The sequence below is a fragment of the Flavobacterium bizetiae genome (assembly GCF_024271895.1).
Lineage (GTDB): Bacteria > Bacteroidota > Bacteroidia > Flavobacteriales > Flavobacteriaceae > Flavobacterium > Flavobacterium bizetiae.
In genome coordinates, this window is record NZ_CP091861.1 from 4,245,257 (window position 1) to 4,271,588 (window position 26,332).

Below are 26,332 nucleotides of genomic sequence, written 5' to 3' on the forward strand. Positions count from 1 at the left end.
CTTTTATCGTTTGTTTCCTGGCATTATCTCCGGCCAATTCCCTTTTTTCTCAAGCAGAAAACAAGGACTATACGCTTGTTTGGCATTCTGCAGATAATAACATTCTTCCGCAAAATAGTGTCAAGTCAATCATTAAAGACATTAACGGATTTGTATGGCTGGCAACAGAAAACGGTTTGGTTCGCTACGATGGCAATCAGTTTAAAATTTTCAACATCGAAAATATGGCAGGAATGACTACTAACCGAATGGCCGTTTTTCGCGGAAATGCTGCAAAAGACAAGATTTACTTACTGAATGATCTTGCTGAATATATTCTGATAAAAAACAATAAAGCTTCAATAATTCCAAAAAGCAAAGTTCCTGAACAATTTAAAATCAGTAATAATTTATACAAAAACAGGCGTTTTTATAACAATAAAATTTACAGAACCGACAATCAGTATTATTCGATTTCAAGCAAACATATTGATCTTTACGACAACGAAAATAAAATGTTATGGCAGATACAATACGATTACAATGAAAACCAAAAATTCTTCATCATAAATAATATTCTTTATAATTATGATGGAAAGAAGTTTATAAAATTTGAAAACGGAAAGATTCATCCTGTCAAAATAGATCGCCTCACCGGAAACAACTTTTCATTAATTGTAAATAATGTTTCGCAGCAAACTTTTTTTATTGTTGGAGGAAACTTTTATATGCTTGAAAAAAAATCAGGTAAATTTAGATTGAAGCTGCTACTTGAAAATTATGATCTTTCAAAAAGTAATATTGTATCTGCTTATTATGATCCTGAAGATGATATTTTTTATATCGGAAGCAGTACAAACGGATTGCTTGTTGTAAAGAAAAAGCTTTTTAAAACCATTTCCGGCAACAAAACAGATGGCGTTTATTATGCACAAATACCCTATGGAACGAATAAATTTCTAGCAACATCAGGTGAAGTTTTTACTACTGATGGTTCACCTGCTAATTTTCTGTTTAAATATAATAATGATAATTACAGCCTTATGACGGATCGAAAAGGAAACATCTGGACCAAGGAAAATAATATCGTTTACTGTTTTCACAAAAAAAGCAACTTTGTTACCTACAATAAATGGGCTTTTCAGGACAGGGTTACGCAGATTTTTGAAATGAAAGAAGGAAAAATACTCGTTGGTATGAGTGTTGGAGGCTCTCCAAAAGGAAAAATATTTACGCTCGAAGGTACAGAAGATAAATTGTGTTTTGAATTTTATATGAATGTACATTTTAATGTAACCTATATGGTTCAGACAGAAAACAATATTATCTGGACAGGATCTCACTTAGGATTTCATAAAATTTATTTTAAGGAAAAAAAGATTGAAAACATACCCAGAATACAAAAAACGTATGTGAGAAGTATTTACATTGATAATTCGCATAACATTTGGATTACATCTTATGATACAGGCTTTTACCTCTATAATCAGATTACTAAAAAAACAACCCATTTTCCTGTAGACAAAAACAAATACCTGCTTTCTTCGCATTGCATTATAGAAGATCCCAATGGTTTTTTCTGGATCACTTCAAACAAAGGTCTTTTTCAGGTTTTTAAAAAAGACCTGCTGGATTATGCGAATAAGAAAACGAAAAGTGTTTACTATCATTATTATGACAAAGCCGATGGTTTTGGTACCAATGAATTTAATGGAGGCTGCCAGCCATGTGGTTTGTTATTAGAGAACAATCATGTGACATTTCCTTCTATGAAAGGAATCGTTGTTTTTGATTCTGAAAAAATAAAAAAGCTGCTGCCTAAAGGAAATATTTATTTCGAACAAGCTGAAGTGAATAATAAATATTCGCCTATTATTAATGACACACTATTTTTAAAACATGATTTTGAGCGCCTTAGACTTTTTATAAACAGTCCCTATTTTGGTAATTCTAATAATTTAAATATCGAAACCAAAGTCGAGGGTCCTATAAATCAGAAATGGGAACAATTAATAGACAATAATATTTCGTTTACAACCCTACCTCCCGGAACTTATTATTTAAGTGCCAGAAAAATGACCGGTCGTAATTCAGAATATCAGTACAAAACACTGATTATCATTATTTCTCCGGCTTTTTATCAAACCGTTTGGTTTCATATATTGTTGATTCTTTTAATGATTACAGGATTGTATTATCTGGTAAAAATGAGATTAAAATATATTCGCCTAAAGAATATCCTTTTAGAGAAAAAAATAGCAGAGCAAACCTCCCAGCTCCGAAATACCATTAGTACATTAAAAGACACTACTGCAAATTTGAGCAAACAAATCGTAGACCATAAAAAACTTATTGGTATCATTACACACGACATTAAAAGCCCTTTGCGCTTTTTGGCGATGACTGCAAAACATATTTATCAAAATCCAAATGATCCTGATGCGGTTAGTGATGGCATAAAATCACTACACACTTCTTCATCGCAGTTGTATAATTTTGTAGGGAATATTCTGGAATATACTAAAGTTTCCAGACAAGATAACTTATCGAGTTCATATTGTTTACATACTCTGGTCGAAGAAAAAATTACAATTTTCTCGAATATTGCATTTTCTAAAAAAATTATTATCTACAACCTTATAAGTGTGAGCCATATTGTAAATAACAACAGATTATTATTTTCGATTATCATTCATAACCTGTTAGATAATGCCATAAAAAATACTGCTTCGGGAAAAATTATATTGAGTTCGGGTATAAAAGAGAACAAAGTATATTTTGAAATAGAAGATTCAGGAGTCGGAATGTCAGCAGAATTAGTACATCTTTATAATAACAAAAAAATACAATTTAGGACTGAAAAAGATGAAAAATCAGGTATGGGACTTCAGATTATTACAGAACTTCTGGAGATCATGAAAGGTAAAATGAAGATCGAAAGCAGTGCTGTTTTTGGTACAAAAATTACGATTACATTTTCAAATCCAAAAACGAACTAGTTTTTGTAGATCCTTAAAATTTCGACTAACCGAACTACATTATTAATGCCCAGTTTTTCAAAAATTCTATTTTTAAAAGTACTCACCGTTGTCATTTGAATATTTAATTTATTCGAAATTTCAAGATTTCCTTCTCCGCTAACCAAAAGTTCAGCAACTTCAATTTCTCTGTCAGAAAGACTTTCGAGTGGGTTTATGGGAGTTTTGTATAAAGCATTTTCCAGGATTTTTTCCTTAACAGCATCACTAATATACTTTCCTGTTTCAATAATAGACCGTACCGCTTTTACAATCTCTACATCGCTGCTGTCTTTATTCAAATAACCATTTGCTCCGGCATGAATATAACGCAGCGCATATTGTGTTTCGTCATAAGCAGAAAACATCAGGATCAACAAATTCGGATAATTTTGCCTTATTTTTTCAATCATTTTGGTGCTGTTTCCACCAGGAAGATTGATATCCAGAAAAATCAAATCCTGCTTTTCGCGTAATTTACTAATCACCTGATCAAAACTATCACAATGGGTGATATTTATCCTCTGGAAAGCATCTTTTAATATCAAAGAAACTCCATGTCGCACAACGCTATGGTCGTCTGCCAGTAGTATATTATATTGTTTTTTCATGGGGAATTTTACAAGTCAAAAATACGTTTTTTCGATGAACTAAAAGCAATTTTTCAAAATCAATAAAACTAAACTATAAACAAATCGACTAACTAAGTCTTTTTAATAGTAATATAAGACAAAATATTATGATTTTATGCGAGTATACATCAATATTCACCCAACAGAAGTTGTTAACGTTTTGCAAAACCAGTAAAAGTTATTTTTAAAGCACTATTTTTATAAAATGAAATTAGAAAAACCTACCACTATCCTAAAGTATCTAAAGCAGTTTTTGCTGCTGGTGGGTTTGATCTATGCTTTCTCTAATTGTCATATCAAAAAATCAGTTTTGCATTTTGCCGGAATTGAATCTGTAGTGCTTTCTCAAAAAAGCCTGACTCAATTGCCCGTTCAGGGATCTTGTACGGTAAATATTCTCAACAAGAATCTTGCATCAAAAAAAACAATTGCTGCAACGCAAATACCTTCATTACATAAATTAAAATGCTTTAATTTTCAAACCAAAGAAAACAAAGACTTTAATACATTATGTGTGAATCCTGCTTTCGAATTCAATAAAAGTTCGGCAAGCTTTCCTCCTATATTTATAGTATTTAAAAATCTAAAAATTGCTCCGCGAGTGGTTTCGTATACCGCTTAAAACAATTTTTTACTTTTTAAATACTATAAAATATCATGCAACATCAAAAAACTTTTGACGTGAACGCTATCGTTCCGTTGGCTTTGCGTTTAGTAGTGGGCTGGACCTACTTTTCGGCCTTTTGGAGGCGACTTATACTCGAAAACAAACTCATTCCCGAAGAAGCGGGATATATAGGAGAAAAATTTAATCACTTTTTGCCTAATGCTCTTGGCATAAAACCCGTTATAGAATATCTGGTTACTCATCCTGATGCTTTATGGATCAATATGGTTGCTTTTACAATTATCGAAGGTATTGTAGGTTTGGCACTAATGTTAGGCTTATTTACTCGATTGATGAGTATTGGCGTTTTCTTATTAGCATTAGGGATTTTATTGGCTTCCGGCTGGATCGGAACGACTTGCCTTGACGAATGGCAAATTGGAATTTTAGGCCTTGCCTCAGGATTTACTTTGTTTTTAACCGGAAGCAATTACCTTTCGCTTGACGGTTATTTTATATCAAAAAAATCACGTTTTACCCAAACAAAATGGTTTCGCTTTTTAGGATCAGGAGAACTGAATCTGGGATCTCATAAACCGTTACTTTTAGTAATTGTCTTCTCTATTTTTGGACTTACTTTATTCACCAATCAATATTTTCATGGCGGAGTTTACGGCACGTTACATAACAAATCTGTAAAACCAAAGCTTGAAATCAGCAACTTAAAAATTGATCGCAACGAGCTAACTTTCGATGTTTATCGCGTAGAAGGCGTTGATGTTTATGGTTCATTTTTAATTGGTATTTCGCTTAAAAACGAATCAGGAAAACAACTTTTACAGCTTGATGGAAATGATCTTGCTCAACTATCTCCTCAAACAATATCCAATCATTATGTAGCCAAGATAAAACCCGGCAAACATAGTTTAGTCATTCCGTTGGGCGCAAAAGCCACGATCAAAATTCCGATCGACAATAAATGGGATTTTCAAAAAAGTGCTTATACACTTACCCTAACAGACATCAGTGGCGCAACCTGGACAGCAGGTTTCTAATTTTAAAAAAGCGGGAAGCTTATATCTTCCCGCTTTTTTGTTTTAGAATTATTATAAACTAAAAATTCGAAACAAATAAAGCTGTAATTTTATAAAGAACCCGTGAAATTATGTAATTAATAATTTAACAACTTTTCGATCTTTGTTGTAAACAATCTCGTCAGGAACAGATTTATCGTTGCAAATTTTAAGCAATTTTAATATAAAAATGTATTAAATATTTGAGATATAATAGCTAAATTGCTTAGTATGAAAACAAATTCAGATGTCGTTATTATAGGAGGCGGTCTTGCTGGTCTGGCGGGCGCTTTGCATCTGTCTCAAAAAGGATTAACCGTGACTTTAATAGAAAAATCGGGTTATCCTCGTCATAAAGTTTGTGGCGAATATGTTTCAAACGAAATCCTGCCCTATCTTCATTGGCTTAATGCCGATATTTCAAAATTACACCCTGCCACTATCAATAAATTTGAGTTTACCACACGCAAAGGAAAAACAGCTTCTGCGAATCTTCCGTTAGGCGGTTTTGGAATTAGCAGGTATCAGCTGGATAATTTTTTGTTTCAAAAAGCAATAGCCAATGGCTGCATCATTATAAAAGAAATGGTTACCAATGTTGCTTTAGATAATGATCTGTTTACCATCAATACAAGTAATCAGGTTTTATCATCAAAAATAGTATTGGGCGCTTTTGGCAAACGCTCGAATATCGATCAGGTATTATCAAGAGATTTTTTCGTAAAGAAATCACCCTGGTTAGCTGTCAAAGCGCATTATTATGGCCATTTTAATAATGATGTTGTGGCATTGCATAATTTTAAAGGCGGCTATTGCGGCGTTTCAAAAGTCGAAAATGACATCATCAACATTTGTTATCTGGCCGATTATGAAACCTTTAAAAAATATAAAAATATCGAAGAATATCAGCGTAATGTATTGTATGAAAACAAACATCTAAAAAATGTATTAGAAAATAGTACGCTACTTTTTGACAAACCTCTTACGATAAGCCAAATTTCTTTTGATAAAAAAAAGCCCGTAGAAAATCATATTTTAATGATTGGCGACACCGCCGGACTTATTCACCCCTTATGCGGCAACGGAATGGCAATGGCAATACACAGTGCAAAAATAGCCTCAGAATTAGTCTTGGATTATTATTCCGGAAAGCTCAATTCACGAGAAGAATTAGAAAAAAGCTACACCCAACAATGGAAAAAGCATTTTGGTAAACGCTTGTTCATGGGACGTCTTTTGGCTAAAGTTTTAAAAAATAAAACAATTACCAATACTCTCGTTGCTATTACTGTAGCCTTACCTGCCCTATTACCTGCAATTATCAAACAAACGCACGGCAAACCAATAGCAATTCATTAAATGGCCATAGATACTACATATAGAACACAGGAAACGGAGATAATGGATGATTTTTTTCTGGAAGGAAAAGAACTGCAGGAAGCTTTAGATAAAATTGCCAGTATCAACAGGTTATTAGGCGGTAATAAACTCACGCTTCACGGACTTAAAACATTATTGAAAAAATCTGACGCAACGAAAACCATAACAATTGCAGATATAGGTTGCGGTAACGGAGATATGCTTCGTATGCTGGCCAATTACGGTAAAAAAAACAACCTGAATCTTACACTTATTGGAATAGATGCAAATGCTTTTACCATCAACTATGCCCGAAAATTATCTACTGAATATCCTAACATTGAGTATGTATGTGTGGATATTTTTAGTGAAGATTTTAATGCTATTGAATATGATATCGTTTTGTGTACACTTACGCTGCATCACTTTTCTAACGAAGAAATATTAAATATAATGACTACCTTTAATAAGAATGCAAATATTGGCATTGTTATTAACGACTTGCACCGCAGCAAATTAGCTTATCGCCTTTTCGAAAAAATTTGTGCTGTTTTCAAATTAAACAAAATGTCGCGCGAAGATGGACTGATTTCTATATTAAGAGGATTTAAGAAAAAAGAACTGGAGAATTTCTCTAAAAAATTAGATTTAAAAAACTATACCATAAACTGGAAATGGGCTTTTCGTTACCAATGGATAATTGCTAAAAAATGAGTGTAAAAATTATAACAGTTGCCAAGCAACTACCCAAATATTCGCGTGCAACTGCAGACATACTTCCGTTTTTGGATGTATGGCTGAAGGATCAGGACGAACGTTTCATTAAAAAAGTAAAAAAGATTTTTGAAGGCGCAGCTGTAGACAAACGCTACTCGATAATGGATCCCAAAGAAGTTTTTACAGCAACTTCTTTTGAAGATAAAAATGATATTTACAGCCGTGAAGTTATCGTTTTGGGAGAACAGGTATTAGAGAAAGCACTCAACAAAGCAGGTTGGGAACCACAAACTCTCGATTATATTATTACGGTAAGTTGCACCGGAATAATGATTCCGTCTTTGGATGCTTATTTAATTAATAAAATGAAACTGAAACAGGATATCGTAAGACTTCCAGTAACCGAAATGGGTTGTGCAGCCGGGATATCAGGGATTATATATGCCAAGAATTTCCTGAAAGCCAATCCGGGGAAACGTGCTGCCATTATAGCGGTAGAATCTCCAACGGCAACTTTTCAGCTCAATGATTTTTCGATGCCTAATATTGTTAGTGCAGCAATTTTTGGCGACGGTGCGGCTTGTTGTTTATTATCGTCTTATGAAGAAGATTACGGCCCTGAAATACTTAATGAAGAAATGTATCATTTTTATGATGCCGAACATATGATGGGGTTTAAACTGACCAATTCTGGTTTGCAAATGGTCTTAGACATTGAAGTTCCGGAGACTATTTCTTCTCATTTTGGAGATATTATACATCCTTTTTTGAAAAAAAATAATTTAGAAATAAAAGATCTCGATCATATGATTTTTCATCCCGGTGGAAAAAAAATAGTCAACACAGTAGAAGCTCTTTTCTCCGGATTAGGCAAAAATATCGATGCAACAAAAGAAGTTCTCAAACAATATGGTAATATGTCAAGCGCCACGGTTTTATATGTTTTAGAAAGCATTATGGATGAAAATCCAAAACCGGGAGAAAAAGGATTAATGCTGAGTTTTGGCCCGGGATTTTCGGCACAGCGTGTTTTATTGCAATGGTAATATAAATTGAATTTGATTATTGTGATATAAAATTGGACGCGGATTTTACTGATTCGCTACGCGAAGACGCGGATAAAAACGGATTTAAAATATTGAAATTTTGTTTACTTCAAGTTAAAAAAAATCCGTTTTAATCCGCGTTTTTACGAAGTAAATCTGTTTTATCCGCGTCCAAATTACACACAGATTAAAAAATATTTTAATGATCCGAAAGCATTCAATTTTTAATAAAATAAAAAAATCCGTTTTAATCCGCGTTTTTACGAAGTAAATCCGTTTTATCCGCGTCCAATCAAACAGCAACTTCTTAAACGAAAAAAAAATTATGACTTTAGAAAATATTTTAGCGCAGTTACCGTACAGCAAACCTTTTTTATTTGTGGATGAATTACTGCATGTAGATGAAAATAGCGTTAGCGGAACTTATACTTTTAATGAAGATCTGGATTTTTATAAAGGACATTTTAAAGACAATCCCGTAACTCCCGGTGTTATTTTAACGGAGACAATGGCGCAGATTGGTATGGTTTGCCTCGGAATTTATTTATTGGGAAATGACTTTAATAAAAACACTGTAATAGCTTTTACATCAGCAGATATGCAGTTTTTAAAACCTGTTTATCCTAATGAAAAAGTGACCGTAACTTCTCAGAAATCATTTTTTAGGTTTGGCAAACTAAAATGTGATGTAATTATGAAAAACGAAGCCGGACAAGAAGTCTGCAAAGGCGTATTGGCTGGTATGATTACTACAAAATTATGAGCAAAAGAGTTGTAATAACAGGTTTAGGCGTAGCGGCTCCAAACGGGGTCGGAATTCCTGCATTTGCTCATTCCTTAAAAAACGGAATATCAGGCATCAGACATGATGCGCAATTACAGGAATTACAATTTTCTTGTCAGATTGCCGGTCAGCCACAAATATCAGAAGAATTAAAATCGGAGTATTTTACAGAATTAGAACTTCGTGGTTTTAATAGTACAGGAATTTTATACGGTGTTATTGCCGGAATCGAAGCCTGGAAAAATGCCGGATTATCAATAGAAATAAACGAAGAACCGGATTGGGACAGTGGAACCATTTTTGGATCCGGAACATCAGGCATCGATAAATTTCGTGAAAGCATTTATAAAATAGACGAATTGCAAGTTCGGCGACTGGGCAGTACGGTTGTCGCGCAAACCATGAATAGCGGAATTAGCGCTTATCTTGGCGGAAAACTGGGTTTAGGCAATCAGGTTACTACAAATTCATCCGCCTGCGCTACAGGAACCGAAGCAATAATGATGGCCTACGACCGCATACAAGCAGGACAGGCAAAACGCATATTAGCAGGAAGTACAGGAGATAGCGGCCCTTATATTTGGGCGGGTTTTGATGCGCTTCGGGTTTGTAGTTCTAAATATAATGATACTCCCGAACAAGGTTCAAGACCTATGAGCGCCAGCGCAGCAGGATTCGTTCCCGGAAGCGGTGCCGGTGCTTTAGTAATCGAAGAGTTAGAAAGTGCCTTAAATCGTGGTGCTACTATTTATGCCGAAATATTAGGCGGAAATGTCAACTCCGGCGGACAACGGGGCAATGGCAGTATGACGGCTCCTAATAGCACGGCTGTACAAAAATGCATAACGGATGCCATAAAAAACTCCGGAATTGCGGCAACTGATATTGACGCCATAAACGGACATCTTACCGCAACGACAAAAGACAGTCTGGAGATTGAAAACTGGACTAAAGCTTTAGATCGAAAAGGAACTAATTTTCCTTATATTAATTCCCTGAAAAGTATGACCGGACATTGCCTTAGTGCCGCCGGAAGTGTCGAAAGTGTTGCTACGATACTGCAGCTTCATGAAGGTTTTTTATTTGGAAATCTCAATTGCGAAGATCTTCACCCGGAAATTACTGAACTTATTGATGCATCAAAAGTGCCTTTAAAAACAATTCATAAAAATCTTAATATAATTGCCAAAGCAAGTTTTGGCTTTGGTGATGTTAACGCCTGTATAATCTTTAAAAAATTCGAAAAATAATATGAACAAAGAAGAACTTATAGCAAAATTAAAAGTGATCATAAAGCCTTACACCACAAATACTGAAGCTTATGACAATCTTACCGAGGAAACCGATTTTATTAATGATTTGAGTATTAATTCGGCTAATTTGGTAGATATTGTTTTAGATATTGAAGAAGCATGTGACGTAGTAATTGACAATGCTGATATGGAGCGAATGCTTGACGTAAAAACTGCGGTAGAAATTATATCTGACAAACTTGCTGCAAAATGATTGGTAATGATGTTATAGATATCCTGCAATCCCGCCATGAAAGTAATTGGCGGCGAAAAGGCTATATTGAAAAACTCTTTACTCCATCTGAGCAATTGCTAATCTCGCAAACATCAGATCCTGAAACCATGTTATGGCTGCTTTGGAGCATGAAAGAAGCAGCCTATAAAATCTATAATCGACAAACGAAAATACGAGCATACATCCCTCAAAAACTCGAGTGCGCTATTATCTCAAAAAATGATCATTACGCTACAGGACAAGTTATTTGCCTGAAGAATGTTTATTATACAAAAACTATTTTCTCAAAAGATAGTTTACACACCGTAGCTGTAACCAGCAAAGATCATTTCAATAATGTAATTGAAATTGAGAAAAAATACATTATTAAAGATCAAGACGGAATTCCTTTTTTGTCTCAGCCTCCCTTACATATTTTAAAAGACGTTTCGATAAGTCATCACGGACGTTTTGAAAAAGTGGTCGTTATTGATCAGAAATAAAACAGAAATTTATAGTGTTCTTTTTTTAGCTAATATTCAGTTTACTGCTGTATTTGCCATGTTCCTTAATAAGAAATTCCATTATCCGTAAAGATTCTATAAATTGTGGTTCTTTAAATCTAAACGAAGGGCCGGAAACACAAAGTACCGCTATCGGTTTATTTTTGAAAAATATAGGCATCGCTACACAATTTAAATCAGGATCGTACGCCTGAACATCCAGGGCATAACCCGCTTTTAGTATTGTTTTAATTTCGGTTTCAATGGTAGCAACTTCTTCTATATTATATTGTTTACTTAAATTACTTTGCAAATGTGTCGAAAAAGCAAGAAATGATTTTCCTATAGCCGTAGTTGTCATTTCATACTCTTTACCTGTATTAAGCGTAATTTTTACCGCCCTGTTTGGTTCACATTTAAGTTCGTGTCTGTAATAAGATCCCATTTGTACCGCGAGATATGAGGATTCATTGGTAAGACTTGTTATTTTTTCTAAAATTGGCCGTAACTCACTTTTGAGTTCATTAACAGATAACAAAGGAGCGTACAAGCATTCCAGTTTTGACGTTATTCGGTATCTCGGGCTTACGTCATCTTGCTCTAAATAACCTAGCTGTTTTAAACTGTCTAAAAAACTATGAACAGAATTTTTCTTTAAATCCAAAGCCTTGGCAACATCATTAAGTCTGACGAAATTACCGCTTGAAGCAATGTACTCTAAAATTTGAAATGTTTTTTTTACCGATTGATTCATAAGTTCATATATAATGAACAAAATTACATTTTATACTATTATTAAATACAAAAGTTCATTAAATAATTACATTTGATTAAAATTTAAAAATTATGATACAAAATAAAACATTAGGTAATTCTACGATCGAAATTGCGCCGCTAGTTTTTGGAACAAATGTATTCGGCTGGACTACAGACCAAAAAATGACTTCTAATTTACTGGATCAATTTACTGATGCAGGATTTAATGCCTTAGATACTGCAGATGTTTATTCGAAATGGGTACAAGGTCACGAAGGTGGAGAATCTGAATTGGCTATTGGAAAATGGCTTAAAGAATCCGGTAAAAGAGACAAAATTATGTTAGCTACAAAAGTAGGTGCCGAATTCTCTGATACTAAAAAAGGATTGAGTAAAAAATACATTATTCAGGCAGCCGAAGATTCATTAAAACGACTTCAAACCGATTATATTGATTTATACCAATCTCATTATGATGATCTTAATACGCCTATCGAAGAAACTTTAGAAGCTTATGACAGTCTTATCAAAGCAGGAAAAGTGAGAATAATTGGTGCTTCAAACTTTACTCCTGAACGTTTAGAAGAATCCCTTACCATCAGCAAGAACAATAATCTTCCTGCTTATCAAACCTTTCAACCGGAATATAATTTATACGATCGTCATGATTTTGAAGATAATATAAAACCAATTACCGTAAAGAATAATTTAAGTGTTATTAGTTATTTTTCCCTTGCAAGTGGTTTCTTATCTGGCAAGTATCGTGATCAAAGCGATCTAAAAGACAGTAAAAGAGGTGCATTCGTAGAAAAATATTTAAACGAAAAAGGATTTAGAATTCTTAAAGCACTAGATATTGTAGCTTCAAAACATCATGCTGTTCCGGGAACAATTGCATTGGCGTGGATCATACACCAACCTGAAATTTCAGCTCCTATAGTTAGTGCAACAAATCCGGAGCAGTTAAAGGAGTTAATAAACGCAACTACAATACAACTGGATACAGAAGATCTTTCATTATTAAATACAGCCAGTTTGTAATTTAGATCAAACTATTCTTTATACAGCATCCTCTACTCTGGTAGACAGATTTGATATTTATTTAATTTTAAAGGACATTGAATACTTAAGTGTAAAAACATTTAAATATTTAATGTCCTTTTTTTATTCTGCTTTAACGCTCCAAGAAAGTAATAATACTCCATAAACCCAAGGAAATCAAGGTCATTATAACCTTAACCTTTCTTTATCATAAATTAAATTTATAAGTGCCAAAAATTATTAATTTGATTAATAATAACTACCGCCATAAATTTGTCTCATCAAAATCAAACAAACGATTTGAATCACAAAATAAATAACTTAAAAAATTAAGATCATGAAATTTACAAGAAGAGCAAACGCAAACTGGAAAGGTACAGGAATGGAAGGAAAAGGTACAATTAGTACTCAAAGCACAACATTAGACAACGCACAATTATCTTTTAAAACCCGTTTTGAAGAAGGTGTCGGAACCAATCCTGAAGAATTAATCGCAGCAGCACATTCTGGCTGTTTTACTATGCAACTAAGCTTTTTACTTTCTGAAGCAGGATTTGTACCTGAAGATTTAAACACCGAAGCTAAAGTAACTTTTGAAGACGGAACCATTACTTTAATTCAGTTAATCCTTAACGGAAAAGTTCCAGGAATTACTGAAGAAGATTTTCAGAAAGCGGCACAAAAAGCAAAAGAAATTTGTCCTATCTCAAAATTATTAAATACTGAAATTACTTTATCAGTAACATTAGCATAACTACTAAATGTTGGTCTGAGCGGGGCTTCGACTTCGCTCAGCCTGACAAAAACAACACAACAACAAAATAATTGAACAACAACACATTTGCAACACAACAATTTAAAATTTACAAAAATGAAAACAATCTCTTTAAAAGAACAATTGAATCGCTATTTCATGTTCGCAGCACTTATTTTTAGTTTGTTATTTGCTACAGTAAATTCAAACGCACAAACAAAAACAACTACAGCGCCTATTAAAAATGTAGTATTGGTACACGGTGCCTTTGCTGATGGTTCTGGCTGGAAAGCTTTATATCAGGTATTGACTAAAAAAGGATATAACGTTACCATCGTTCAAAATCCTTTAAGCTCACTTGAAGATGATGTTGCTGCAACAAATGTAGTTTTAGACAGACAAGACGGACCAACTGTTTTGGTAGGACATTCATGGGGAGGAAGTGTTATTACTGAGGCAGGAAATCACCCAAAAGTTGCAGCATTGGTTTACGTAGCAGCTTTTCAGCCTGATAACGGCGAAACAACTGTACAATGGTTAATGACTGCTCCTCCAGCTCCTGAAAATGGTGTATTAAGTCCTGACGATAAAGGAATTGTATATTATGATAAAGCTAAATTTCATGCTGGTTTTGCTGCGGATATCAGCAAAGAAGATGCTGAATTTATGTACGCATCTCAAGGTGCATTCTACGCAAAAGGATTTGGAACTCCGATCACTAAAGCTGCATGGAGAGACAAACCTGCTTACGGAATTGTTGCAACGGAAGATAAAAGTATTGCTCCGGAAATCGAACGCGCAATGTACAAACGTTCTAATACAAAAGTAACCGAAATAAAAGGAAGCCACGTAGTATTTATGTCGCAACCAGAAGCTGTTGCTAAAGTTATAATTGCTGCTTCTTTGAAAAAATAAATTTAAAATAAATTCCAATTTTTTAAAATTCCAAATTCCAATTGGCTTGTCTTCAAGTTGGAATTTGGATTTTTTTTATTTGGAATTTTTATTTTAAGTTTTGGAATTTAACTTTATGTAATCACTAACCGATTTAGCAAAATAAGGTGAATCATTCCAGCGTATTTTACGAAAGGCGAAATCTTTCTTTAAAGAATCAGGAAGGCAATTCCAGATCGCTTCATTCATTTTTTCGAGTAATAGTTTTTTCGAAAAGGAATCCGAAACCACCAAACTGATTTCTCTTACGGGTTTTGGTTCTTTAAAAGGTTTAAAAAGTCCTGAATTGTTTTCGTTCAAAATCGAAAGCTCTGGTATAATAGCAAAACCTAATTGCGCACGTACAAGATTTTTTAAGGTTTCGATTGAACTAATATCATAGGTGAATTGTTCTTTTAATTTCCCTGGGGATTTGATTCCGCAGATATCAAGTAATTGCGCATTGTAGCAAAACTCGCTGTGAAGCAACAATAATTCAGTTTTATCTCCCGGCTGAAGTTCGTAAAACTCATTATTCGCCATAGGATGATGTTCGTTTAGATACGCTACAAAAGGTTCTTTAAAAATAGGATGTTCTATTAAATTAGGGTTTCCGGTAGGTGTCGCCATCAAAACTACGTCTAGCGAACCCGTTTCTAATTCTTTCATCAATTGTCCCGTATTCGCTTCTCTGATAATAAAATGTACTTTGGGAGTCGCTTCTTTCATTGCCTTTATAAACAACGGAATCAAATAAGGCGATAAAGTCGAAATCACTCCTACTCTAACTTCACCTTCGAGCAAGTTTTTTTCGTTTACCACAAAATCCCGAATTTCATCGGCTTCACGAAGTATTTTCTTTGCTTTATTTATAATCTCAATTCCAAGTGTGGTAGGCGTTAACGGTACTTTATTCCGATCGAAGATTTTAATACCTATTTCTTCTTCCAGATTTTTCAACTGAATCGTTAGTCCAGGTTGTGTTACCATACAAACCTCGGCAGCTCTGGCAAAATGGCGTTCTTCATCTAATGCTACAATATATTTTAATTGTTGTATCGTCATGATTATAAAATTATTTTATAAAGATAACTAAACATATTGTTTTACTTATGACATATTAGAATAAAAAACAGGCAAATGAAAAAGTTTTCTCTCGCCTGTTTCGGTATTTTTTTACTTCAGAATAAAGTTTAATCCATTTTTTCCTCCCTACGTTCTGCTGTAGATTCACTTTCAGTTTTTCCTGCTTTCCAATATGACGAAGCATTATATTCACTTCTGTCCCATCCTTTTTCTACTTTAAAATAATTTCTTAGTACTTTGACGGTATTGTATTCTGCTGCAATAAATGCAAATCTTTTCGTTTTTATGTCAGGAAGCAGGATGCTCTTTACAAATTGTGCAAGCTCACTTCCTTTTTCGGGATGTTTATTATATACCCAATCTATACTTACATTGGCCTGAGATATGAAATCAATTTTATCCTTTTTCCCGTATACTTCGAGTACTGCTTTTACATTTACTCCCTTCGGAAGTTGTTCTAAAATACTTCCAATTACCGGAAGTGCGGTCGCATCACCTACTAAAAGATACTCATCAGCCTGAGGAACCAAATCTCTTACATTTTCTTTCATAGCAATACCTAAAATATCCCCTGCTTCAGCATTTTGAGCCCAACCAGAAGCAGGACCATTATCACCATGAGCTACAAAATCAATACTTAATTCTTTTTTTTCAAAATCGATACTTCTGGTTGTGTAAGTTCTCATTACAGGCAAAAGCTCAGATAAGACAACGCTTTCTTTATTCGTAAAATAAATAACATTCATCCCTTTGGGCGGAATATATATTTTGTTGTTAGATCCGGGCTTCACATTCGCAATCAAATCTAATTGCTCGTTGGTAACCTCAAAAACTACACGAATATAATGTGGTGTTATAAAAGACTTATGCTTTACCGTAAATGCAGATCGAATAACTTTTTTTTGATAATTTTCCATAATCATTTCCATTAATCTCGTTTAAATAACATAGTTCCCAAAGCCAATAAACAGCTAATACTCCCAAACAAATAGATATCCTGATAACTAAACCAACCCGCAATTAATCCTGCCAACGGCCCGGCTAATCCCAATGAAAGATCAAAAAATGCAGCATATGCTCCTAAAGCAGTTCCTCTCATTTGAGGTTTTACTTTTTTGATTGCCAATACTCCCAAAGAAGGAAAAACAAGCGAAAAACCAATTCCGGTCAAGGCGCAACCTATCAGAGCCATTTCTTTGGTAAAAGAAGTATAAATAAGAAATTGTCCGATAACTTCAATGATCAAAGAAACTACAGCTACTTTATACCCTCCGTATTTATCAGGATAAGAAGCAAAAAAGACTCTTGTAAGGATGTAAGATAATCCGAAAATCATAAAGGCCAAAGAAGCATCTCCCCAGTTTTTTTCGGTAAAAAACAAAGCGATAAAAGAAGCAATACAACCAAAAGCCATAGAAGAAAAAGCCAGTGTTAATCCCTGTTTCGCAATCGTTCCTACTACTTTATAAAATGGTGTTCTGATATGCTCTTTGTCAACTGGTATCGCTGGTAGTTTTATGGTCGAAATCCAGCTTGCAAGAGGTAAAATTACAATCATGCCTAAGGCGTAAACAATACCAAAATCTTTAGCTATCCAAATGCTTAAAGGAGCTCCTACGGCAATTCCGCCATACATCGCGATTCCGTTCCAGGTCATTACTTTTCCTGATTTTTCATGTCCCACTAAACCAATTCCCCATGTTAAAGCGCCAATCACCAACAAACTTTCTGCAATACCGTGAACGATTCTTGCCAGTAAAAGAAGTAATAATGACACCAAAGGATAGGACGCAAATGAAGCTGCAAATACATAAATTATCCCTGCAACCATTACCAAAAGTATCCCGCCAAGTTTAGACCTTTTAGCTCCTTTGGTATCGGTGATTTTCCCAAAATAAGCCCGCGTTAAAAGAGTGGTTAGCGGTTGTAAACCAATCACAAAACCAACAATTAAACTATTAAACTTTAAATCGTTTTGTACAAACCCCGGCACGATTCCTAATGTTAAACCTATCGTGAGGTAAATAGCAAATACCGATAAAATGATTGGAATTGTGGCTTTATAAAAGTCAATTGTTTGTCCCTTTTCTAAAATTCTACTCATGTTTTTTTGTTTAAAAATTACGAGTACAAAGGAATGGGCTTTATAAAGAAACAGAAATGGCTAACTAAGAGTTTTGATTGGACAAATCGCAGTAATTCTTTCTAAATTCTAAAGGCGTAATGCCTTCATTCTTTTTAAAAAATCTGGAGAAATAAGTATGATCTTCATATTGCAATGAAAAAGCAATTTCTTTAGTATTTAATTGTGTGTAAAAAAGCAATCGTTTCGCTTCCAGTAAAATTTCATGCTGTATCCAGTAACTTGAGGCACATCCGGTTTGTTCCTTAACCATTTCGTTCAGATAAGGTACCGAAATATGTAATAAAGCAGCGTAATCTTTAGGTCTTTTTAATTCTAAGAAATGTTTATGTACCAATTGTCTAAACTGAAAAGTCAATTCTGTTTTTCTATCAATCCCGTTTTTAGGATTTTCATTTTTAGAAAACTCCAAAACTGTCATTCCCATCAAACTATCGACAAGCGAACGAATGATGTTTTTTTGAATATCAGTAACGGCTTCACTTAACTGGTGAAGTATCAATTCTACAGCATTAAATAAAACAGTATTCTGGATGGGTACAACCTGAGAAACATTTTGATGCGTATCAAAAATCCTTCGATATGTGTTTTGCAGGTAAGATGGGTTTAAAAAAATAAAATATCCTTTAGAATCCATTTGTTTGGTATAATAATGTACCTGACCAGGAGCAATAAAAAATAACGCCTGATCCTCTATCTGATGATTTTTAAAATCAATCATAAGTTCTATCAATCCTTTTTCCTGAATATAAAAAACATAATGATCGTCTCGGTGTGCTTTCGTTAAATGCCCGCTAAAATCTACATTATTAGCTACTATTTCTTTCACCTGAATACCTAAGCTGTCCAGTTCTTTGGTGTGAATTTCTATATTCAGTTTCTTTTTCAATAGTTGTTTTTTAAGTGGTATTCTGAAAGATAACAGGGAACAAATTTACTAAAGATTATTTTAGATGTAGCAGAATCAAATGTTATAACTAGTTTTTTATTTTATCAAAATAGTAAAAACCTATTTACTTAATGAACAAGCTTTTACTATTATAAAATTACAGTTCTCTTATTTTTCAGCATTAAAAAAATTATCAAACAAAGCCAATTGATTCGATAATGATTTGTTCCAATATTTTGGATCATGTCCGCCAGGAGATTCTGTATAAAGATGTTGTATTTTTTGATGAGTTAAAAGCTGATGAAAATCTCTGTTCATATCGATCATTTGAGCGTCTTCAGTTCCGCAATCTAAAATATAGAATTGATTGGCTAATTTCATTTCGTTTGTTTTATCAAAAGTGAAATATTGCTTAGGTAAATCTTTAAAATCTCCTAAAACTTTATCTACCTGATAATTATGAAAGTTTTCTCCAAATCGATTAAAATCTAATGCGCCGCAGGAACTTCCCACGATAGAAAATGTATCGGTATAAAACACACCAATATTCAACGCGCCATATCCGCCCATACTCCAACCTAGAATTCCTCTAAACTTTCGATTCTTTATCGTGGGGTAATTGGCATCTATATATTCGACTAATTCTTTTCCTATAAAGGTTTGATATTGCGATGTTTTATCTACAGGACTATCTACATACCAACTATTAAAATTACCATTGGCCAACACATAAATCGTATTATATTTTTGGGCTTTTCCGGTAAGATCCGGAATATCCTGTTGGTACGTTCTGTCCGGATTTCCGCTATAGCCGTGCAGAATATAAATGGTTTTATAGGTTTGCCCTTTAATCAATTTTGGAGTAATTATAACTGTTTCGATCTCTTTATTCATCTTTTTGCTCCATACTTTTTTATGAATAATTTCTTGTGCAGAAATAGATAATGCTATTGCAAAAAGTGCTACGGTGGTAAATAATGTTTTCATCTTTTTTATTTTTAATGATGAGACAAAATTCAGCTATAGAAAATGCAAAAGCATTTACATTTGTTGAGGAATTAAATTTTTATTTATCTATGTGTACGAGCAAATCGATATCGCAATAACCTGTTAGACCTTAATAATCTAACGCGATATTTTGTTTCTTTTTGATCATTATCAAATTAAAAACTAAAAATAAGTCAGATTTATGGCCCAAATTTTGATTAAAATCTTTAAATTTATGTTTTAAAATCTTATTTTATGAAAAATTACGTATTGGTATTCGTCGCTATTTTAGCATTATCTTTTAATTCTTGTACAACAATGAAAGACACTTCAAAAACTGCCGATCTTTATAATACAACGTGGGAACTGGAGTATATTTCTGGTCCGCGTATTGCTTTTGAAGGCTTATTTCCTGATAAAAAACCGTTTATTAAATTTGATGAAGCTACTAAACAAGTTTCCGGAAATGCAGGTTGTAACGGTTATAGTGCTCCATTTACTTTAAAAGGAAAATCACTTACTTTTGGAGAACAAGGTCCGGCTACTTTAATGTATTGTGAAGGTGGTGGAGAACAGGTTTTTACAAAAACGATTAAAAATATTGATAGTTATTCTATTGATAAAGATGGAAAACTGAACCTGATCATGAAGGATATCCCAATGATGAGATTCAAAAAAGTAACTAAATAATTTGGTTGCTTTACATTAGAATAATTAATAAAGCAAAATCCCTCAATTTCAAATCTTGAGGGATTTTTTTATGGATGCAAAAATATCATTAATTTAAGAGTATCTACAATACATATTGTAAACACTTACTATTTTTTTACCGCAAAGCACGCAAAGATTTTATATAAAAATGCTTATAGAAACGCAAAGTTCGCAAAGCTAAATCAATACAATCCTGATAGATATCGGAATTGTGAACTTTTTGTTTTTTATAAAAGAGAAAAGTAAAAAATCTTAGCATTCTCTGCGTTAATTTTTTTTCTCCTAACTCTTAGAATTGGTTAAAAAAAAGGTTCCTGACGAAAAAGATCGCCAGAAACCCTCAAATAAAAAACAAAAAATATTATTATCAGTTGCTGCTTTTAGAAACTATATCCAAGAGCCAGGTTGAATCTTGAACCGTTACCTCTGGTATAATTGGCGTTTGTGCCATAAAACTGAGAAGTTGTCGTGTAATAATCTGTATTGAATAAATTTTCGATTCCGAGTTTTACTCTAATGCTATCCGTTACTTTATACGCCGTAGCAACATTCCATAAATTGAAAGATTTTATTGGGCCTTCGCCAATGGCATACGCTCCTTTTGCATTAGGCTGAAACACATCACGATCACCAACCAACATCCAGTACAACTCAACGTTTAATCGTTTGTCGCCATATTTTGCGTAACCCGTAACTTTAACCGGCGGAATTCTGTTTGATTTTAAATAAATATCATTATCTCCATAAAAATGCCCGTCAGAATCTTTATCGCCTCTACCTTGCACGTAGGCATAGTTTCCTCCTACTGTTAATGATTTAATGACTTGATAATCTGCCTGAACTTCATAACCCCAAACACGTTCCGGCAAACGCTCGGCAACCAAATAACCATCAACCTGAACCAAATTTGTTCCTAGTTTTGAAGTACTGAAATAATAGGCCGCACTCAAATTAAATTTCCCTAACTGACTGCTAAAACCTCCTTCGTAATTATTAACGATAATGGGCTTAGTTTGTAATTTTGAAATCGCATCTTGTTTCGCATTCGTAAGAACACGACCAAGATCGAATACAGAGAAAGCCTGAGAGAAACTCACAAAAGGATTAAAAAACTTAAATCTTGAATAACGAATTCCGGTATTAAAAACAAAAGCATCATAAGTTAGATCTCCGCCTTTTACAGCAATACTTCCTGCCCCGTTTGCTCCCGTAGCAAGCGTATTATAATCATCGATATTGATTTTAATATTTTCTAAACGTAAACCTGCCTTTACCGTCCAGTCGCTAAAAAGCTGCGTTGATAATTGCGCATACGGCGCCAGATTGACCATATTAATATTGGGTACCCAAACCCTGCCATCTACCAGTTTTTGATTGGTTTTATCGTTAAGTAAATCAAAACCATAGGTAACATCTCCTGAAAAATTCGAAGAAACGGTAAACGGAGTATTCAAATAAACTCGTAAACCTTTTTTAGCCGATGCCGTTTGAGATTGTCCTCCACCATAGAAAAAGGCAGAATTAGAAAATATCGTAAGGAAATCCTGAAAATATAAATTTGCTGTAAACGAGGTATTGCCAAATAGTTGTTTGTTTACATATTGAAGATTTGCATTATGGTTATAACGTGTTCCTTCATCAACCCCTGGTCTGTTTCCTAAAATACCTATCGCGGGACTCACTCCGTAAACACCATTTTTAAGAATAAAATCAGAATCCTGATTCGAACTGAAATAATTGTACATCAATTCAATTCTTTGCTTATCGGTTAAATTGTAGCCTACTTTAGTAAAAATATTATACGTTTTGGTTTCGCCTAATCCGTATTCAGGAGAAATAACCTGACCTTCTCCGTCACGAAAAACACCCGTTTTTTCGTAAGTGCCGCCTACGATATAATTGAATTTATTGATTTTTCCGTAAAATTGCTGGTTAAATCTGTATCCGGCCGTACTGTCTCCTTTTATGTTTCCGGTAGTTCCGGCCTCACTATATCCGGCAAATTTCTTTTGAGTTTTACCTGATTTTGTAATATAATTAATCAAACCTCCATCGGCACCGTTACCGTAAATAGCGGTTGCGCCTTTTATCACTTCAATACGTTCGATTACCGAAGGATCGATAGAACGAATTTCTCTTCCTGCTGATTTTAAGGGCGTCGATTGCGGAATCCCGTCAATAAGTACCAAAGGATTTCTCCCGCGAAGTGTTTGCCCGTAATTACCCGTATTGTTTGTTGCTGATCCTAAACCCGGAACTGCATACGCTACAATATTGGCAATATTCGGGCTCACGATTGATAAATTATCAATGTCTTTTGCATTTATTACTGTTACAGAAGATGGTGTTTTAGATAACGTTTCGACCTTTCTGCTTGCCGAAACGATAATTTCGTTCAATTCGGCACCACTTTTTTCAGAAGTTTCTTCAGCTTGCGCAGCGTTACCTGAAGATTTTAATTGAAGACTAACCGTTGCAGTTTCATTATTTGCAACGGTAACTTCTTGTTCTAGTCCTTCATATCCTGGTGAAGATGCCTGTAAAGTATAGATGTTTTCTACTATTTTATTAAATGTAAAACTACCATCGCTATTGGTAACTGTCTTGTATTTTGAATTTTTAAGGATAATGGTTATTCCTGAAGCTGATTTTCCGTCAGATGTGGTGATTTTTCCTTTTATTTTCCCGCTTGTTTGTTGCGCAGAAGAGGTTAAAACTGAAAATAAAAAGCTAATAATAAATAAAAACCTGGGTGTTCTTACACTAAAATGATTCATTGGTTTTAAGTTTGGTTAGTTTTGTTCTTATTTAGAATTAATAAAAACAGTGCAAAAATAGAAATTAATACTAGTTTAACAAGTAATATTTTAAGTTAATGTGAGGCAGCAGATGGCACACCCTTTTATCAAGCACAAAGCATTACTTTTTAAGTATTTTATTTTAATTCATTTATAAGATTTCAGCCATAAAAAAAGATGATTATTTCTTTTTTAACGAAATAAATCCGTGTCATTGCAATCTCATTTTATTTCAATTTTAAAGTTTCGTAAAATCAAAAAAGTTTTTTAGACACACACTACAGATTTAGTCTAAATAAGTATAAATTTGTGCGGGAATTAAAGAAATTTACAAGTTAAAATTGCTTGTGTAAACTGGAAACAGCATTTATGAATAAAGGATTTAAAAAAAACATTGGACTATTGCACTTGTGGCTAGGTCTTGGTTCTGGTTTAATTGTTTTTATTGCTGCATTAACGGGCAGTATTTTGGTTTTTGAAAAAGAAATTGACGGCGCCATTCATCCGGAATATTATAATGTTGCTGCAGTAGGAACGACTAAAAAAACGATTGATTATTGTACTGATATACTTCAGAAACAATATTCGATAAAAAAGATTACGCGTATTTATACGTTTAATGATCCTTCGCGTACCATGCAAATTTTAGCCAAAGACTCTGATAAAAAAGCACAGTTTTTTTCTATCGATCCTTACACGGGTAAAGTTCTCGCTACAACTCCTCAGGAAAAAAGATTTTTTGTTTTTGTTTTAAAATTACACCGACAGTTATTGCTGGGTGACACCGGCCAAATCATCATGGGAACTTCATGTTTGATATTTGTTTTCATGCTTATTTCAGGATTAATTTTATGGTGGCCAAAAAAGATAAAAAACCTAAAACAAAGACTTACTGTAAAATGGATCGCTTCTTTTAAAAGAGTCAACTGGGATTTTCACTCGACTTTTGGATTTTACAGCTTTTTTATTTTATTACTAATTTCATTAACCGGATTAAGTTTTGCTTTTACCTGGTTTCAAAACGGTGTTTATTTTCTCGCTGATGGTACTACGAAAAAGCCTTCTGCTAAAGTAAAAAATCCAACAAAAATAGATCCTAAACTGAATCATACGGCTTTCTACCAAAGTATTTGCGATAAGACGGATAGTATTTTTCCTTATGAAGGAAACATCCAGATCAGGATGCCTGTTGACACCATTAATAGTATTACAGTATTAAAAGAATATTCAGAAAAAACAATTCCGCATCAATCCAGCGCTGCTTATTTTGATAAATATACGGCCAAAGAAATTGAAGCAAGACCTTATGAAAATTTTTCGAACGGAGATAAAATAAGACGTCTCAACTACCCTATTCATACGGGAAGTATTTACGGTTTACCAACCAAAATACTTGCGTTTTTGGTTTCTCTTTTTGCTTTGACTTTACCTATTACAGGATTATTGATCTGGTTAGGGAAAAAGAAAAAAACAGCGAAGTCGTAAGAGCTTATCAAATTCACAATTAGCAGGTTATTCGCTCTGTCTGTCATTTCGAGGAACGAGAAATCTCCGCGAGCAGCTCGACAAAGCTAGGACTCTCTTTGCGGAGTTTCTTCTGGAGATTTCTCGTTCCTCGAAATGACAAATTAACCAAAAATATTATTATGAAAATGATTGCCCTAGCCCCGATAGAAGAGGAAATCCTTTTGTGCCGGGGTTCGGCACAAAAGATTGGAACGTATAGCGGGATTAGCTCCTTAAAAAAAACTTTCTAAAAAAGCTTAACTTGATGAGATTGCCCGAAACAAAAAAGGATTTAAAACTCAAAATAATGAAGCTTTAAATCCTTTTTTTTAATATGTCTGATTGATTACGCAGGAATTAGATTTGTAGCAATACCTATTCTGTTCCAGGCATTAATGGTAATAATGGCCAAAATTACCTGAGCCAAATATTTCTCATCGAGAACTTTAGCTGCAGCTTCGTAAGTTTCGTCTTTGACATGATTACTTATTAAAGTGATTTCTTCGGTCAAAGCCAAAATCGCTCTTTCTTCATCGGTAAAAAACGGAGTATCACGCCATGCATTCAAAGCATAAATACGTTGTTCTGTTTCGCCTGCTTTTCTTGCATCTTTGGTGTGCATGTTAATACAAAACGCACAACCATTTATTTGCGAAGCTCTAATTTTAATTAACTCTTTGTGCGTTCTTGTTAGCGATGTGCTTTCGATAAATTTCTCCAGTCCTAAAATAGCGTTGTATCCTGCTGGTTCTACTTTGTCAATATGAATTCTTGTTTTCATTTTTTTTCAATTTAGATGATTATTGTTTTAATTTAAGCGATATGATATTTCTCTAATAAAAAATTAAGATTTTGAAATTCTCTTACTGTCAGTTTGTGCGAAAGTTTTTCTTCTAAAATCTCCATTTTGGGCTTTAAATCTTTCATGATTTCAAGCCCGGATTTTGTGATGAATACGTCTATTTTTCTTCGGTTTTTGCTGCAAACTTCTCTGGTTACGAAACCTTTTAGAAGTAATTTATCGACCAAGCGTGTGGTATTACTGGTTTTGGAAATCATTTTTTCCTGAATATCGCACATATTGGTCGCTTTACCATTTTGATCTTGCAGAATCGCCATAACATTATATTGTTCTGATGACAAATGATATTGCTTTAAAATCTCTCCAAAACCTTCCGACAATAGATTTTGTGTATGCAGAATATTCAACAAAGTCTTTTTGTTTAAAGCTATTAAAACCGATTCGTTTGTTGTAATTGTATTCATCATTTGTTTTTCTATACCGCAAAATTAGAACAACAAACTGGATGCAAAATATACCAATTTTAAAATAAAGACTAGCCCAGTTAAATGATATAAAAATCAAATAATTTATATGCAAAAAAAGATAGCCACAGATTAAAGGATTAAAAAAATTAGCTTAAATCTATTTGAATCTGCGTGAAAAAACTTTAAACACACAGAAATACTAAAGCTACATTTCTATGTGTTTAAATTATACTCAT

25 protein-coding genes and 1 pseudogene are annotated in these 26,332 nt (G+C 33.8%); 16 read left to right on the forward strand and 10 right to left on the reverse strand.

Annotated features, from left to right (window positions below):
- Positions 1-101 precede the first annotated feature (101 nt).
- Both L0669_RS23715 and L0669_RS17925 read left to right on the forward strand, forming a co-directional pair.
- Positions 102-167 (forward strand): annotated as a pseudogene (locus L0669_RS23715) (two-component regulator propeller domain-containing protein); the annotation flags it as partial.
- A gap of 57 nt (positions 168-224) precedes the next feature.
- Positions 225-2,978: a sensor histidine kinase gene (locus L0669_RS17925; RefSeq protein WP_263759176.1), complete on the forward strand. Its 2,754-nt coding sequence runs from the start codon at positions 225-227 to the stop codon at positions 2,976-2,978.
- On the opposite strand, the gene L0669_RS17930 is transcribed toward L0669_RS17925, so the two are convergent.
- Positions 2,975-3,607 (reverse strand): response regulator transcription factor, encoded by a 633-nt coding sequence (locus tag L0669_RS17930; protein WP_263759177.1) that lies wholly within the window; start codon positions 3,605-3,607, stop codon positions 2,975-2,977. The genes L0669_RS17925 and L0669_RS17930 overlap by 4 nt on opposite strands.
- 226 nt (positions 3,608-3,833) lie before the next feature.
- Here L0669_RS17930 and L0669_RS17935 point away from each other — a divergent pair, with 226 nt between their 5' ends.
- The 9 genes from L0669_RS17935 to L0669_RS17975 all read left to right on the forward strand — a co-directional run bounded on the left by L0669_RS17935 (position 3,834) and on the right by L0669_RS17975 (position 11,223).
- Positions 3,834-4,250, forward strand: coding sequence for a hypothetical protein (locus L0669_RS17935; protein ID WP_263759178.1), 417 nt, complete (start codon positions 3,834-3,836; stop codon positions 4,248-4,250).
- Between the two features lie 35 nt (positions 4,251-4,285).
- Positions 4,286-5,290 (forward strand): TQO small subunit DoxD, encoded by a 1,005-nt coding sequence (locus L0669_RS17940; protein WP_263759179.1) that lies wholly within the window; start codon positions 4,286-4,288, stop codon positions 5,288-5,290.
- A 249-nt stretch (positions 5,291-5,539) separates the two neighbouring features.
- A complete protein-coding gene (locus L0669_RS17945; RefSeq protein ID WP_263759180.1) occupies positions 5,540-6,667 on the forward strand; it encodes an NAD(P)/FAD-dependent oxidoreductase in 1,128 nt (375 codons plus the stop codon).
- Positions 6,668-7,381, forward strand: a complete 714-nt coding sequence (locus tag L0669_RS17950; protein ID WP_263759181.1) for a methyltransferase domain-containing protein — start codon at positions 6,668-6,670, stop codon at positions 7,379-7,381.
- Positions 7,378-8,430: a type III polyketide synthase gene (locus tag L0669_RS17955; RefSeq protein WP_263759182.1), complete on the forward strand. Its 1,053-nt coding sequence runs from the start codon at positions 7,378-7,380 to the stop codon at positions 8,428-8,430. The genes L0669_RS17950 and L0669_RS17955 overlap by 4 nt, the downstream gene beginning before the upstream one ends.
- Positions 8,431-8,755: 325 nt before the next feature.
- Complete coding sequence (locus L0669_RS17960) at positions 8,756-9,193, forward strand: 3-hydroxyacyl-ACP dehydratase FabZ family protein (protein WP_263759183.1); 438 nt, start codon at positions 8,756-8,758, stop codon at positions 9,191-9,193.
- A complete protein-coding gene (locus tag L0669_RS17965) occupies positions 9,190-10,464 on the forward strand; it encodes a beta-ketoacyl-[acyl-carrier-protein] synthase family protein (protein ID WP_263759185.1) in 1,275 nt (424 codons plus the stop codon). The genes L0669_RS17960 and L0669_RS17965 overlap by 4 nt, the downstream gene beginning before the upstream one ends.
- Before the next feature lies 1 nt (position 10,465).
- The gene (locus L0669_RS17970; protein WP_263759186.1) at positions 10,466-10,720 is read left to right on the forward strand and encodes an acyl carrier protein; all 255 of its coding nucleotides are present in this window, start codon (positions 10,466-10,468) and stop codon (positions 10,718-10,720) included.
- Entirely contained in the window at positions 10,717-11,223 is a 507-nt protein-coding gene (locus tag L0669_RS17975; RefSeq protein ID WP_263759187.1) for a 4'-phosphopantetheinyl transferase family protein, read from the forward strand. Before L0669_RS17970 ends, L0669_RS17975 begins: the two co-directional genes overlap by 4 nt.
- 25 nt (positions 11,224-11,248) lie before the next feature.
- Here L0669_RS17975 and L0669_RS17980 read toward each other — a convergent pair whose 3' ends face one another.
- Positions 11,249-11,977 carry an IclR family transcriptional regulator gene (locus L0669_RS17980; RefSeq protein WP_263759188.1) on the reverse strand — a complete coding sequence of 243 codons (729 nt, stop codon included), beginning with the start codon at positions 11,975-11,977 and terminating at the stop codon, positions 11,249-11,251.
- A 92-nt stretch (positions 11,978-12,069) separates the two neighbouring features.
- Here L0669_RS17980 and L0669_RS17985 point away from each other — a divergent pair, with 92 nt between their 5' ends.
- The 3 genes from L0669_RS17985 (at position 12,070) to L0669_RS17995 (ending at position 14,689) form a co-directional block, all read left to right on the forward strand.
- Positions 12,070-13,020 carry an aldo/keto reductase gene (locus L0669_RS17985; protein ID WP_341849975.1) on the forward strand — a complete coding sequence of 317 codons (951 nt, stop codon included), beginning with the start codon at positions 12,070-12,072 and terminating at the stop codon, positions 13,018-13,020.
- Between the two features lie 337 nt (positions 13,021-13,357).
- The gene (locus tag L0669_RS17990) at positions 13,358-13,774 is read left to right on the forward strand and encodes an OsmC family protein (RefSeq protein ID WP_173971299.1); all 417 of its coding nucleotides are present in this window, start codon (positions 13,358-13,360) and stop codon (positions 13,772-13,774) included.
- Positions 13,775-13,891: 117 nt separating this feature from the next.
- A complete protein-coding gene (locus tag L0669_RS17995) occupies positions 13,892-14,689 on the forward strand; it encodes an alpha/beta hydrolase (RefSeq protein WP_263759189.1) in 798 nt (265 codons plus the stop codon).
- Positions 14,690-14,782: 93 nt separating this feature from the next.
- Here the strand turns inward: L0669_RS17995 and L0669_RS18000 are convergent, their stop codons facing one another.
- From L0669_RS18000 to L0669_RS18020, 5 genes are all read right to left on the reverse strand, one after another.
- Complete coding sequence (locus tag L0669_RS18000) at positions 14,783-15,772, reverse strand: hydrogen peroxide-inducible genes activator (RefSeq protein ID WP_263759191.1); 990 nt, start codon at positions 15,770-15,772, stop codon at positions 14,783-14,785.
- Positions 15,773-15,900: 128 nt separating this feature from the next.
- Positions 15,901-16,710, reverse strand: coding sequence for a siderophore-interacting protein (locus L0669_RS18005; RefSeq protein ID WP_263759192.1), 810 nt, complete (start codon positions 16,708-16,710; stop codon positions 15,901-15,903).
- An 11-nt stretch (positions 16,711-16,721) separates the two neighbouring features.
- Positions 16,722-17,897, reverse strand: coding sequence for an MFS transporter (locus tag L0669_RS18010; protein WP_263759193.1), 1,176 nt, complete (start codon positions 17,895-17,897; stop codon positions 16,722-16,724).
- 64 nt (positions 17,898-17,961) lie between these two features.
- Positions 17,962-18,825 carry an AraC family transcriptional regulator gene (locus L0669_RS18015; RefSeq protein ID WP_263759195.1) on the reverse strand — a complete coding sequence of 288 codons (864 nt, stop codon included), beginning with the start codon at positions 18,823-18,825 and terminating at the stop codon, positions 17,962-17,964.
- Positions 18,826-18,993: 168 nt separating this feature from the next.
- Positions 18,994-19,812, reverse strand: coding sequence for an alpha/beta hydrolase (locus L0669_RS18020; protein WP_263759196.1), 819 nt, complete (start codon positions 19,810-19,812; stop codon positions 18,994-18,996).
- Positions 19,813-20,067: 255 nt separating this feature from the next.
- Here L0669_RS18020 and L0669_RS18025 point away from each other — a divergent pair, with 255 nt between their 5' ends.
- Complete coding sequence (locus L0669_RS18025) at positions 20,068-20,502, forward strand: META domain-containing protein (RefSeq protein WP_173971304.1); 435 nt, start codon at positions 20,068-20,070, stop codon at positions 20,500-20,502.
- Between the two features lie 401 nt (positions 20,503-20,903).
- Here the strand turns inward: L0669_RS18025 and L0669_RS18030 are convergent, their stop codons facing one another.
- On the reverse strand, positions 20,904-23,300 hold the full coding sequence (locus L0669_RS18030) for a TonB-dependent receptor (protein ID WP_263759197.1): 2,397 nt from the start codon (positions 23,298-23,300) through the stop codon (positions 20,904-20,906).
- 390 nt (positions 23,301-23,690) lie between these two features.
- Between L0669_RS18030 and L0669_RS18035 the strand changes: the two genes are divergently transcribed.
- The gene (locus tag L0669_RS18035) at positions 23,691-24,806 is read left to right on the forward strand and encodes a PepSY-associated TM helix domain-containing protein (RefSeq protein WP_263759198.1); all 1,116 of its coding nucleotides are present in this window, start codon (positions 23,691-23,693) and stop codon (positions 24,804-24,806) included.
- Positions 24,807-25,173: 367 nt separating this feature from the next.
- On the opposite strand, the gene L0669_RS18040 is transcribed toward L0669_RS18035, so the two are convergent.
- Together L0669_RS18040 and L0669_RS18045 are read right to left on the reverse strand one after the other, a co-directional pair.
- Positions 25,174-25,608, reverse strand: a complete 435-nt coding sequence (locus tag L0669_RS18040; protein WP_173972513.1) for a carboxymuconolactone decarboxylase family protein — start codon at positions 25,606-25,608, stop codon at positions 25,174-25,176.
- Between the two features lie 32 nt (positions 25,609-25,640).
- Positions 25,641-26,096, reverse strand: a complete 456-nt coding sequence (locus tag L0669_RS18045) for a MarR family winged helix-turn-helix transcriptional regulator (RefSeq protein WP_263759200.1) — start codon at positions 26,094-26,096, stop codon at positions 25,641-25,643.
- Between the last annotated feature and the right edge of the window lie 236 nt (positions 26,097-26,332).

Bases quoted from the DNA above. Each gene is read 5' to 3' on its own strand.
- L0669_RS17955 (WP_263759182.1), top strand. From the start codon at position 7,378: ATGAGTGTAAAAATTATAACAGTTGCCAAGCAACTACCCAAATATTCG.
- L0669_RS18030 (WP_263759197.1), bottom strand. From the start codon at position 23,300: ATGAATCATTTTAGTGTAAGAACACCCAGGTTTTTATTTATTATTAGC.
- L0669_RS17985 (WP_341849975.1), top strand. From the start codon at position 12,070: ATGATACAAAATAAAACATTAGGTAATTCTACGATCGAAATTGCGCCG.
- L0669_RS17970 (WP_263759186.1), top strand. From the start codon at position 10,466: ATGAACAAAGAAGAACTTATAGCAAAATTAAAAGTGATCATAAAGCCT.
- L0669_RS18040 (WP_173972513.1), bottom strand. From the start codon at position 25,608: ATGAAAACAAGAATTCATATTGACAAAGTAGAACCAGCAGGATACAAC.
- L0669_RS17995 (WP_263759189.1), top strand. From the start codon at position 13,892: ATGAAAACAATCTCTTTAAAAGAACAATTGAATCGCTATTTCATGTTC.
- L0669_RS17925 (WP_263759176.1), top strand. From the start codon at position 225: ATGGCAGGAATGACTACTAACCGAATGGCCGTTTTTCGCGGAAATGCT.
- L0669_RS17945 (WP_263759180.1), top strand. From the start codon at position 5,540: ATGAAAACAAATTCAGATGTCGTTATTATAGGAGGCGGTCTTGCTGGT.
- L0669_RS17935 (WP_263759178.1), top strand. From the start codon at position 3,834: ATGAAATTAGAAAAACCTACCACTATCCTAAAGTATCTAAAGCAGTTT.
- L0669_RS17965 (WP_263759185.1), top strand. From the start codon at position 9,190: ATGAGCAAAAGAGTTGTAATAACAGGTTTAGGCGTAGCGGCTCCAAAC.
- L0669_RS18000 (WP_263759191.1), bottom strand. From the start codon at position 15,772: ATGACGATACAACAATTAAAATATATTGTAGCATTAGATGAAGAACGC.
- L0669_RS18020 (WP_263759196.1), bottom strand. From the start codon at position 19,812: ATGAAAACATTATTTACCACCGTAGCACTTTTTGCAATAGCATTATCT.
- L0669_RS17940 (WP_263759179.1), top strand. From the start codon at position 4,286: ATGCAACATCAAAAAACTTTTGACGTGAACGCTATCGTTCCGTTGGCT.
- L0669_RS17960 (WP_263759183.1), top strand. From the start codon at position 8,756: ATGACTTTAGAAAATATTTTAGCGCAGTTACCGTACAGCAAACCTTTT.
- L0669_RS18005 (WP_263759192.1), bottom strand. From the start codon at position 16,710: ATGGAAAATTATCAAAAAAAAGTTATTCGATCTGCATTTACGGTAAAG.
- L0669_RS17930 (WP_263759177.1), bottom strand. From the start codon at position 3,607: ATGAAAAAACAATATAATATACTACTGGCAGACGACCATAGCGTTGTG.
- L0669_RS18025 (WP_173971304.1), top strand. From the start codon at position 20,068: ATGAAAAATTACGTATTGGTATTCGTCGCTATTTTAGCATTATCTTTT.
- L0669_RS17975 (WP_263759187.1), top strand. From the start codon at position 10,717: ATGATTGGTAATGATGTTATAGATATCCTGCAATCCCGCCATGAAAGT.
- L0669_RS18045 (WP_263759200.1), bottom strand. From the start codon at position 26,096: ATGATGAATACAATTACAACAAACGAATCGGTTTTAATAGCTTTAAAC.
- L0669_RS17990 (WP_173971299.1), top strand. From the start codon at position 13,358: ATGAAATTTACAAGAAGAGCAAACGCAAACTGGAAAGGTACAGGAATG.
- L0669_RS18035 (WP_263759198.1), top strand. From the start codon at position 23,691: ATGAATAAAGGATTTAAAAAAAACATTGGACTATTGCACTTGTGGCTA.
- L0669_RS18010 (WP_263759193.1), bottom strand. From the start codon at position 17,897: ATGAGTAGAATTTTAGAAAAGGGACAAACAATTGACTTTTATAAAGCC.
- L0669_RS17980 (WP_263759188.1), bottom strand. From the start codon at position 11,977: ATGAATCAATCGGTAAAAAAAACATTTCAAATTTTAGAGTACATTGCT.
- L0669_RS17950 (WP_263759181.1), top strand. From the start codon at position 6,668: ATGGCCATAGATACTACATATAGAACACAGGAAACGGAGATAATGGAT.